General features: G+C 64.6%; 11 protein-coding genes. 6 read left to right on the forward strand and 5 right to left on the reverse strand.

Annotated elements, in window-relative coordinates:
• Positions 1–9 precede the first annotated feature (9 nt).
• Positions 10–267 (forward strand): hypothetical protein, encoded by a 258-nt coding sequence (locus tag IE061_RS03300; RefSeq protein ID WP_016914931.1) that lies wholly within the window; start codon positions 10–12, stop codon positions 265–267.
• Here the strand turns inward: IE061_RS03300 and aroE are convergent.
• From aroE to IE061_RS03325, 5 genes are all read right to left on the reverse strand, one after another.
• Positions 264–1,085 (reverse strand): shikimate dehydrogenase, encoded by an 822-nt coding sequence (gene aroE / locus IE061_RS03305; RefSeq protein WP_193460970.1) that lies wholly within the window; start codon positions 1,083–1,085, stop codon positions 264–266. The genes IE061_RS03300 and aroE overlap by 4 nt on opposite strands.
• Positions 1,082–2,059, reverse strand: a complete 978-nt coding sequence (gene hemF, locus IE061_RS03310) for an oxygen-dependent coproporphyrinogen oxidase (RefSeq protein ID WP_193460971.1) — start codon at positions 2,057–2,059, stop codon at positions 1,082–1,084. The genes aroE and hemF overlap by 4 nt, the downstream gene beginning before the upstream one ends.
• Before the next feature lie 70 nt (positions 2,060–2,129).
• Positions 2,130–2,687 carry an L-threonylcarbamoyladenylate synthase gene (locus tag IE061_RS03315; RefSeq protein ID WP_193460972.1) on the reverse strand — a complete coding sequence of 186 codons (558 nt, stop codon included), beginning with the start codon at positions 2,685–2,687 and terminating at the stop codon, positions 2,130–2,132.
• 47 nt (positions 2,688–2,734) lie between these two features.
• Positions 2,735–3,901 (reverse strand): DNA-processing protein DprA, encoded by a 1,167-nt coding sequence (dprA, locus tag IE061_RS03320; protein ID WP_193460973.1) that lies wholly within the window; start codon positions 3,899–3,901, stop codon positions 2,735–2,737.
• A gap of 94 nt (positions 3,902–3,995) precedes the next feature.
• Positions 3,996–5,039 carry a LysM peptidoglycan-binding domain-containing protein gene (locus IE061_RS03325; protein WP_193460974.1) on the reverse strand — a complete coding sequence of 348 codons (1,044 nt, stop codon included), beginning with the start codon at positions 5,037–5,039 and terminating at the stop codon, positions 3,996–3,998.
• A gap of 194 nt (positions 5,040–5,233) precedes the next feature.
• Between IE061_RS03325 and def the strand changes: the two genes are divergently transcribed.
• From def to trkA, 5 genes are all read left to right on the forward strand, one after another.
• Positions 5,234–5,746, forward strand: coding sequence for a peptide deformylase (gene def, locus IE061_RS03330; RefSeq protein ID WP_016914937.1), 513 nt, complete (start codon positions 5,234–5,236; stop codon positions 5,744–5,746).
• 136 nt (positions 5,747–5,882) lie between these two features.
• Entirely contained in the window at positions 5,883–6,875 is a 993-nt protein-coding gene (fmt, locus tag IE061_RS03335) for a methionyl-tRNA formyltransferase (protein WP_096922142.1), read from the forward strand.
• On the forward strand, positions 6,872–8,203 hold the full coding sequence (gene rsmB / locus IE061_RS03340; protein WP_193460975.1) for a 16S rRNA (cytosine(967)-C(5))-methyltransferase RsmB: 1,332 nt from the start codon (positions 6,872–6,874) through the stop codon (positions 8,201–8,203). The genes fmt and rsmB overlap by 4 nt, the downstream gene beginning before the upstream one ends.
• A 65-nt stretch (positions 8,204–8,268) precedes the next feature.
• Positions 8,269–8,475: a dodecin gene (locus IE061_RS03345; protein ID WP_016914940.1), complete on the forward strand. Its 207-nt coding sequence runs from the start codon at positions 8,269–8,271 to the stop codon at positions 8,473–8,475.
• Positions 8,476–8,586: 111 nt separating this feature from the next.
• Positions 8,587–9,174 (forward strand): Trk system potassium transporter TrkA (gene trkA / locus IE061_RS03350; RefSeq protein WP_193460976.1); only part of this gene is annotated, 588 nt, incomplete at its 3' end.

Here is a 9,174-nt window from a genome sequence, read left to right on the forward strand (position 1 = left end):
GAGGTTTAGATGATCCGACTGGGTTTACTGCTGCTGGTACTGCCGATTCTGGTGCTGCTGAGCGTCTATTTCTGGGAACTGGGCGACGTACGCGCCTGCCATCTCGAAGGGGGCTACTGGAACTACCTGGAAAGCGCCTGCCGCGAGACGCCCCAGCCGTTCGTCTCCTGGCTGGAGCGCTCTCCCTTGCTGGTGAACGGCGGCATGCTGCTCTCCGTGGTGGGGCTGGTGATGTGCATGGTGGGGTTCTACACCAAACCCCGCTAGCCGCCCGTCAATGACTGTCGAAGCCGCGTGCGCACCTGAGACGTCTCGGGGCGCACGTTGCGCCACAGGAAGAACGACTCGGCGGCCTGCTCGACCAGCATCCCCAGGCCGTCCAGCGGCTGTGCGCCCTGCGCCTCGGCCCAGCGCAGAAAGACCGTGGGCTCGGCCCCGTACATCATGTCGTAGGCCCAGGCACCCTCGCTGAACAGCGCTTCTGGCAGCGGCGGCAGCGCGCCAGAGAGGCTGGCACTGGTGCCGTTGATCACCACATCGAACGGCCCCTCGATGGCCGCGTAACCGCTGCCGCTGATCGGCCCCAGGTCAGCGAACGCAGCGGCCAGCTGAGTGGCTTTTTCGGCCGTCCGGTTGGCCACCTGCAGGCAGGCGGGCTTTTCCGCCAGCAGCGGCTCCAACACGCCCCGAACGGCACCGCCAGCGCCCAGCACCAGCAGGCGTTTACCCTTCAACGTCACGCCCTGATAGGCAAGGTCACGTACCAGCCCGACCCCATCCGTGGTATCGCCATAGGTGCGGCCATTGCCGCCGACGATCAGCGTATTGACGGCCTGCGCGCGCTTGGCCCGGTGGCTGAGCGTGTCGCACAGCGCAAAGGCATCGCCTTTGAAAGGCACGGTCACATTGGCACCGAGCCCGCCCGCCACCACGAAGGCCTGCCAGGCACGAGCGAAGCCGTCGGTGGGGGCCAGCTGCGCGACGTACTCCATGGCCTGCTCGGTCTGGCGGGCAAATTCAGCGTGAATCATCGGAGACTTGGAGTGCTCGATGGGGTTGCCGAACACGCAGTAACGGTCGCTCATGAGGCCTCTCCACTGGGCTGGCGTTGCGATTGAGGCTGGGCCTGAGACTGCGGGGACTGGCCCGCTTCACCCAGCCAGTCACGCGGCACCAGATAATCGTGCAGTTGCGCTTCGCGGCTGCCGTGGGCAGGCGTGAAGTCATACTCCCAGCGCGCCAGGGGTGGCATGGACATCAGAATCGACTCCGTGCGCCCACCGCTTTGCAGGCCAAACAGGGTGCCTCGGTCCCATACCAGGTTGAACTCCACGTAGCGGCCACGACGATAGAGCTGGAAGTCGCGCTCCTGCTCACCCCAGGCATCGGCCTGACGACGCTCGACAATGGGCAGGTACGCCGCCAGGAAGCTGTCCCCCACGGCGCGCTGAAAGGCAAAGCACTCCTCGAAGCTGCCTTCGTTGAGGTCGTCGAAAAACAGCCCGCCCACGCCTCGGGTCTCCTCCCGATGCTTGAGGTAGAAATAGTCATCGCACCACGCCTTGTAACGCTCGTACACCCCTTCCCCGAACGGAGCGCAGGCGTCACGCGCCACGCGATGCCAGTGCACCACATCCTCGAATACAGGGTAGTAGGGCGTGAGGTCGAAACCGCCGCCAAACCACCAGACCGGCGGTTCGCCCTCCTTCTCGGCAATGAAGAAGCGCACATTGCCGTGGCTGGTGGGGACGTGCGGGTTTTCAGGATGCATGACCCAGGAAACCCCCACCGCATGGAAACTGCGCCCCGCCAGCTCCGGGCGGGCGGCGGTGGCCGACGGGGGCAACTGAGCACCAAAGACATGCGAGAAATTGACGCCGCCCTTTTCGAACACCCGCCCATCGGTCATGACCCGTGAGCGACCGCCGCCGCCCTCTTCACGCTGCCAGCTATCCTCCCTAAACGTGGCCTGGCCATCGGCGGCGCTCAAACCCGCGCACAGCCGATCCTGCAGATCCAGAAGGTAGTGTTTGACGTCGTCGAGGTGTTCGTGGGCCACGGGAGCTCCTGGTGAGATGAATCGTGAATCGTGAATCGTGAATCGCTGACAGTGTGACGAAGCCGAGCGGCTAGTCACGCATCACTTTGCCGGTCACTAAATCGCGGATGGTGCTGGGTTTGGCATTGCCGCCCAATTCGCCCGCCACGATAGCGGCTACGTCATCGCCAAAGATCGTGGCGACTTCTTCCGCGCTCATAGCGGGCGGATCGCCTGCACGGTTAGCGGAAGTGGAGACGAGCGGCCCGCCAAAGGCTTCACAGAGCGCTTTCATCAGCGGGTGGTCGGTCACGCGCAGGGCCACGCTCTGGTGAGCGCCGCGCACGAGGCCATGGCTACGGCCATTATCGGGCACCAGCCACGTATTGGGGCCAGGCCAACTGGCGGCCAGCGGCGCATGCAGCGCCAGGGGTAGCTGGCTCAGCCAGGGCTGGAACTGTTGAATACTGGCCGCCACCAGAATGACGCCCTTGGCCGGGTCACGCTCTTTCATGCGCATCAGGTGCGCCAGCGCCTCGTCATTGTCCGGGTCACAGCTCAACCCCCAAACGGCTTCGGTAGGGCAGGCAATCACTCCCCCTTCCCGTAGCGCCTGCACCGCTGCTTTCACGTCAACCGCCGTTTTCATGGACGCTCCTACTGGCTATCGAACCATCAGATCGAGAAAGCGCCATCTTACCATGCTGCCGTCAGCCGAACCCAGCCACCCGCACGCTGGGCCACCTGCCCTTCCAGCTCCAGCATCAATAGTCGCTGCTGACACTCACTGACCGACAGCCCCGTGCTCTGCACCAGCCAGTCGATGGGCGTGGGGGAAGGCCCCAGCGCGTGCAGCAGGCGGTCAGGCGGCTCTGTCTGGGCAGAGTCTGTCTGGGCAGAGGGCGTTGGCGACATCGGCGCGGGGGCCGCAGGCGAGGCCTTCTCCGCAGGGGCTGCCTCCGAGGGCGTCAGCATCGGCCAATAATGCGGTGCCCAATGCTGAAGCTCGGCCAGAATGTCCTCCACGTGGCGCACCAGCGTCGCGCCATTGCGCAACAGCTGCAGGCAACCACGGGCTTGTACATTATGTAGCGACCCCGGCAGGGCAAACAGCTCTCGCCCCTGCTCCAGCGCCAGCCGGGCACTCACCAGCGAGCCGCTTTTCTCGGTGGCTTCGACCACCAGGGTTCCCAACGAAAGCCCCGTGACGATGCGGTTGCGGCGTGGAAAAAAGGCCGGACGCGCCACGGTGCCCGGCGGGTGTTCGGAAAGCAGCAGCCCGCCGGGCTGGGTGCTCAGCTGCTCGTGCAGCTCGCGGTGGCGCGCCGGATAAATGACGTCCACTCCACACCCCAGCACGGCGATCGAGTGCCCTCCGGCGGCCAGCGCGGCGCGCTGGGCAACGCCATCGACGCCCAGCGCCATACCGCTGACGATGCACCAGCCACGGCTGGCCAGCTCACGGGCAAACGCCTGGGCATGGCCACTGCCTTCGGCGGTCGGTTTCCGGGTACCCACCATGGCCAGACCCGGGCCCTCCAGCGCCTGCAAATCCCCTTGTGCCCACAGCACCACGGGCGGGTCCGGCAATTGGTTCAGCAAGGAAGGCCAGGCCGGGTGGTCGCGGTGCAGCAGATGACGATGGGGCGCCTTGCCCAGCCACGCCTCGGTCTCTTCCACCACCTGCTGAAGCGGGCTGCGCTGAGGCTGCGCCAGCCATAATCTGAGGGCATTGGCCGCCGCACTGGGCAGCGCCGCCAGCCAGCCCTGTGGCCACTGGGGTGAGCGGGCCACCAGCTGTGCAATACGGGCTGCGCCCATGCCGGGCAATGCATTGATTACCAGCCACTCCCTGGCGTCCATCGCCACCTCCTTTTCATCGTTCGAGTACACCTGCGGCTTGCCAGGCTATGTACAAAAACCAGGTTATGTACGAAAACCAGGCTGAGTACGAAAACTAGTGCTGGGGAGTTCTCACCACGTCACCCACGGCCAACACATTGGAAGCCTGCATGACCAGCGCATAGCTCATGTGACTGTAGGGTTTGAAGATCATCACAAGTCCCGCTTCGGTGGCGGGCAACTGAATCAGCTCCTGGGTGCGCGGGTCGTTGACCACTTCGCCCTGCTGATCGACACGCAAGACATGGCCGGGCTGCAGGCCATCCTGGGTGCCTAGATCCAGCGCCACGACCTGCAGTCGGCCAATGAAACGAACGCCGCCGGGCACGGCCACGATCCGCCCAGCCACCTGGTTCAGCGGCGCCCTGGGAGTAAAGGCCTCGCTGACCGGAATATCTTCCAGCGGCAGCAGGATGTCGTTGTTGCGCACTTCCTGATTGGCACTCAGCACTTCGACACGTGAAATATCGCCTTCACTGCTGATGCGCTGCGCTTCGCCGATACTGATCAACTCGTCGCCCAGCAGAGTGCCGTCTGCTGCCAGGTAAGGCTCGCCGGGGCGATAGATCCCCAGCCGCTGGCGGGCGGGCAGCTCGCCACGCACATAGAGCGTATCCCCGGCACCGCTGATCAGCCGCTGGTTGTCGCCACCCACCACATAGGCCAACTCCTGAATGTCCTCACCCGGCTCGACCACCCGGTGATCGCGCAAAAAAGAGCGCACCACGTCCATGGGAATGGGCGTGATCGCTTCCCGCTCGGGAATGCTGCGCATTTGCGGCGATAGCCGAACCACGCTTTGGCCACGCTCCAGCGTCAGGCACGGCTGGCCCTGGCAATCGCCCAGTACCAGTACGTCGCCTGGGTAGATGAGATGCGGGTTGCGAATCTGCGGGTTGGCTTGCCACAGCGCGGGCCACTGCCAAGGGGAGCGCAGGTAGCGTGCGGAGATATCCCATAGCGTATCCCCGGCGACCACTTCGTAGCGCTCGGGTGCATCGCTGCGCAGCCGCTCCCAGGCCTGCGCCGCCGGGCTCAGCGCCAGCCAGGTCAGCAGCACTCCCAACACGCTGTGATAAAACGGCTTTCCAGCTACCATCCTAGCCACCATCCGTTCTCCCCTCGTTATCCCCTGGTGATTGTTTGAAGCAGTTGCGGGGGCGCCACGGCGCGGCGCGTGCCCAGGAACGCTTATGGCATGATATAGTGGTCAATATAAAGCACTTAGGCCCGCCGACACAGCGCGGCGCCTGCTCATCTTCAAGACTCTGCATAAACGGTGACGGTAACGCCATGGCCAAACTTCCTATTCTCGTATTTCCTGACGAGCGCCTGCGCACCAAGGCGGTCGCGGTGGAAACCGTGGACGACGAGGTCCGCCAGCTCGTGGATGACATGCTGGAGACCATGTACGACGCCCGTGGCATCGGCCTGGCCGCCACGCAAATCGACGTGCACCGCCGGGTGGTGGTCATGGACGTCAGCGACGACAACTCCCAGCCGCTGGTGATGATCAACCCCCGCTATGAGCCTATCGGCGAAGAGCGTGAGCCGCTGTCGGAAGGCTGCCTGTCGATTCCCGAGTATTACGCCGAAGTACCGCGCTACCTGAAGGTCAAGCTGACGGCGCTGGACCGCCACGGCGAGCCCTACGAGCTGGAAGCCGACGGCTTGCTGGCCCACTGCATTCAGCATGAGTACGATCACCTGGAAGGCGTGCTGTTCGTGGATTATCTGTCCCCGCTCAAGCGCGACCGGGTCATGAAAAAAATGCAGAAACGCTACAAGCAGATGAACGACGCCTGACCCCGGTTGCGTCATCTGGCCCTGGGCCGAGCTGACAACGTTGCCCCACAAGCTTACCTGTGACGACAACGCTGCCTCTCGGCCCTCCTGCGTTTCATCGGCAGCACTTTCTCTTTTCACTCAAGGGCTCTCCACCATGTCACCGTTACGCGTTGTTTTTGCTGGCACGCCAGACTTCGCCGCCTCCAGCCTTGCTGCCGTTCTCGACAGCGAACACGAAGTGGTGGCGGTCTACACCCAGCCCGACCGCCCCGCTGGACGTGGCCGCAAGCTCACGCCCAGCCCGGTCAAACAGCTGGCTCAAGCCCAGGCGCTGCCGGTGTATCAACCCGTCAGCCTGAAAGACGCCGAGGCCCAGGCCGAGCTGGCGGCACTGAACGCCGATGTGATGGTCGTGGTCGCCTATGGTCTCCTGCTGCCCCAGGCGGTGCTGGATACGCCGCGCCTGGGCTGCATCAACGTACACGCCTCGCTGCTTCCCCGCTGGCGGGGTGCGGCGCCGATTCAGCGTGCCATTGAAGCGGGCGACAGCGCCTCGGGCGTCACCATCATGCAGATGGATGCGGGTCTGGATACCGGCGCCATGCTGCACGAAGTGCGTACCCCAATTACCTCCCGCACCACCGGTGGCGACCTCCACGACCGCCTGGCCATTCAAGGGGCCAACGCGCTGATCCACGTGCTGGACAACCTCGACAACGGCAGCCTAGAGGCAACGCCTCAGCCGGACGAGGGCGTGACCTACGCCGCCAAGCTCAGCAAAGCCGAGGCCGAGCTAGACTTTAGCCAGCCCGCCGAGCAGCTGGCGCGCAAAATCCGCGCCTTCAACCCGTGGCCGGTGGCTTGGTGCACGCTAGGTAACGACCGCCTGCGCCTACTCATGGCCAGCGTCGAGCAAGGTGAGCAGCCGCAATCGCCCCCCGGTACGCTGTTGGCACATGGCGACGAACACCTGCGCATTGCCTGCGGTGCCCAGGGCCAGGAAGTGCTGTGCGTTAGCCGTGCCCAGCTGCCCGGCGGCAAAGCCATGGCAGTGCGTGATCTTTTGAATGCCCGCCAAACGCCCTTGAGCGAGGGTGTTCGCCTTGGACAGCCTTCACAGCCAGCCTCGCAAGGAGCGCACCCATGAGCGAGCGACCCACCAAAGGCGGCAGCGGCCTGGACGTGCGCGCGGTGGCGGCCAGAAGCCTGGTGCCGATCCTCACCGACAAGGGCTCCCTGGCGGGGCTGGACGAGCACAGCGTAGTAGCCAGGGACCGTGCGCTGCTCAAGGAGCTGTGCTATGGCACCTGCCGTCGCTTGCCGCGCCTTCAGGCGCTGGCCCAACGCCTGCTGAAACAGCCGTTCAAGAAGCGCGACGCCGACGTTCAGGCCCTGCTCCTGATCGGTATTTATCAACTGCTCTACATGCGTACCCCGGCCCACGCCGCCGTGGGCGAAACCGCCGGCGCCGCCCGTCTGCTGGACAAGGAGTGGGCAACACGAGTGCTCAATGGCTGCCTGCGACGCCTGCAGCGCGAAGCCGACGCGCTGCAGGCCGAAGTGGACCGTGATGAAAGCGTCGCCCTGGAGCACCCCCAGTGGCTGCTGGGTAAGCTGCGTAGCGCCTGGCCCGATCAGTGGCGGGCCATCGCCCAGGCCAACAACGAGCCCGGCCCGATGACGCTGCGCGTCAACCAGCGTCACAACGACCGTGAAGCCTACCTCACGCGACTCACCGAGCAGGGGTTGGGCGGCGAGCTGTGCCTGCACGCCCCGGACGGCATTACGCTGCACACCCCCTGCGACGTGACCATACTGCCCGGCTTTGCCCAGGGGCACGTCAGCGTGCAGGACGAAGCCGCCCAGCTGTCGGCGGCTCTGCTGGGTCCGGCCCTGGCGCCCAGGCCCGGCGCCCATGTGCTGGATGCCTGCTGCGCCCCGGGCGGCAAGACGGCCCATTTGCTGGAGCAGTTCGATATCGCCCTGACAGCGCTGGACAGCGACAATCAGCGCCTGGCCCGTGTCGATGACACCCTCGCTCGGCTGGGGCTCGCTGCAGAGCTGAAACATGCCGATGCGACCACCCGCGACTGGTGGAGCGGGACGCCGTTCGATGCCATTTTGCTGGATGCCCCCTGCTCCGGCACGGGCGTGATTCGCCGCCATCCGGACATCAAGGCCCTGCGCCGCAAAGAGGACATTCGTCAGCTGGCCAGCCTGCAGCAGCGCCTGCTCGACAACCTGTGGCCGCTGCTCCGCCCCGGCGGTACGCTGCTCTACGCCACCTGCTCGGTGCTGCCGGAAGAGAACAGCGGCCAGATCGAGGCCTTCCTGGCCCGCACCCCCGACGCCCGGGCCACCACGCCGAACGATGTGGCCTGGGGCGAGCCCAGCGGGCCGGGCAGGCAACTGTTTCCCGCACAAAACAGTCACGATGGCTTTTTTTATGCCAGACTGGAGAAGCAGACTGCCTAAGGCAAGCGCAAGCGCCTGGCCTCAGGGGCATTAGGCAGTGAATTCATGACAAGGATGGAGAACACATGAGTCATCACACCTACAAGCACATCGAACTTACCGGCTCTTCCGAAAAAGGTATTGAGGAAGCCGTTCAGAACGCATTGGCCAAAGCGTCCGAAAGCGTGCACAACATGCGTTGGCTGGAAGTGACCGATACGCGGGGTCACATAGAAGATGGGCGTGTTGCCCACTGGCAGGTCACGATCAAGGTCGGCTTCACGCTGGAGTAATCGTCACCTGCTTTTCGACGGCGGCTGGTTTACACTGGCCGCCGTCTTTGTTGCAGCGCACACCGCGTGCTGATAAAACGCTGGCGCTCATAACGGAACCGATGCTTAGCGATGAAAATCATCATTCTCGGCGCCGGCCAGGTCGGCGGCACCCTGGCGGAGCACCTTGCCCGCGAGGAAAACGACATTACCGTCGTCGACACCGACGGCGCCAAGCTACGCGAACTGCACACCAAGCTGGATATCCGCACGGTCACCGGCGCGGGCTCCTACCCCATCGTGCTGCGCCAGGCGGGCTGCGAAGACGCCGACATGCTGATCGCGGTGACCAACACCGACGAGATCAACATGATTGCCTGTCAGGTGGCCCACACGCTGTTTCGCACCCCCACCAAGATCGCGCGAGTACGCTCCACGGCTTACCTCACCCGCAAGGGCCTGTTTGCCCACGAAGCCATTCCCATCGACGTCTTGATCAGCCCGGAACAGGTGGTGACCGACCACGTACGCCGTTTGATCGAGCATCCCGGCGCCCTGCAGGTGCTGGAGTTTGCCGGAGGGCTGGTGCAGCTGGTGGCGGTGAAAGCCTTCTATGGCGGCCCGCTGGTGGGCCAGAACCTCGCCTTCCTGGGCAAGCACATGCCCAACGTGGAAACCCGCGTCGCCGCCATCTACCGGCGCAATCGGCCGATCATCCCC

Origin of the sequence: Vreelandella hamiltonii (genome assembly GCF_014651795.1) — a bacterium.
In the GTDB taxonomy this organism is placed as follows: domain Bacteria; phylum Pseudomonadota; class Gammaproteobacteria; order Pseudomonadales; family Halomonadaceae; genus Vreelandella; species Vreelandella hamiltonii.

What these genes read in the sequence shown, in the direction of transcription:
- IE061_RS03300 (WP_016914931.1), top strand. Translation starts at nt 10, where the DNA reads ATGATCCGACTGGGTTTACTGCTGCTGGTACTGCCGATTCTGGTGCTG.
- aroE (WP_193460970.1), bottom strand. Translation starts at nt 1,085, where the DNA reads ATGAGCGACCGTTACTGCGTGTTCGGCAACCCCATCGAGCACTCCAAG.
- IE061_RS03315 (WP_193460972.1), bottom strand. Translation starts at nt 2,687, where the DNA reads ATGAAAACGGCGGTTGACGTGAAAGCAGCGGTGCAGGCGCTACGGGAA.
- dprA (WP_193460973.1), bottom strand. Translation starts at nt 3,901, where the DNA reads ATGGACGCCAGGGAGTGGCTGGTAATCAATGCATTGCCCGGCATGGGC.
- IE061_RS03325 (WP_193460974.1), bottom strand. Translation starts at nt 5,039, where the DNA reads ATGGTAGCTGGAAAGCCGTTTTATCACAGCGTGTTGGGAGTGCTGCTG.
- def (WP_016914937.1), top strand. Translation starts at nt 5,234, where the DNA reads ATGGCCAAACTTCCTATTCTCGTATTTCCTGACGAGCGCCTGCGCACC.
- fmt (WP_096922142.1), top strand. Translation starts at nt 5,883, where the DNA reads ATGTCACCGTTACGCGTTGTTTTTGCTGGCACGCCAGACTTCGCCGCC.
- rsmB (WP_193460975.1), top strand. Translation starts at nt 6,872, where the DNA reads ATGAGCGAGCGACCCACCAAAGGCGGCAGCGGCCTGGACGTGCGCGCG.
- IE061_RS03345 (WP_016914940.1), top strand. Translation starts at nt 8,269, where the DNA reads ATGAGTCATCACACCTACAAGCACATCGAACTTACCGGCTCTTCCGAA.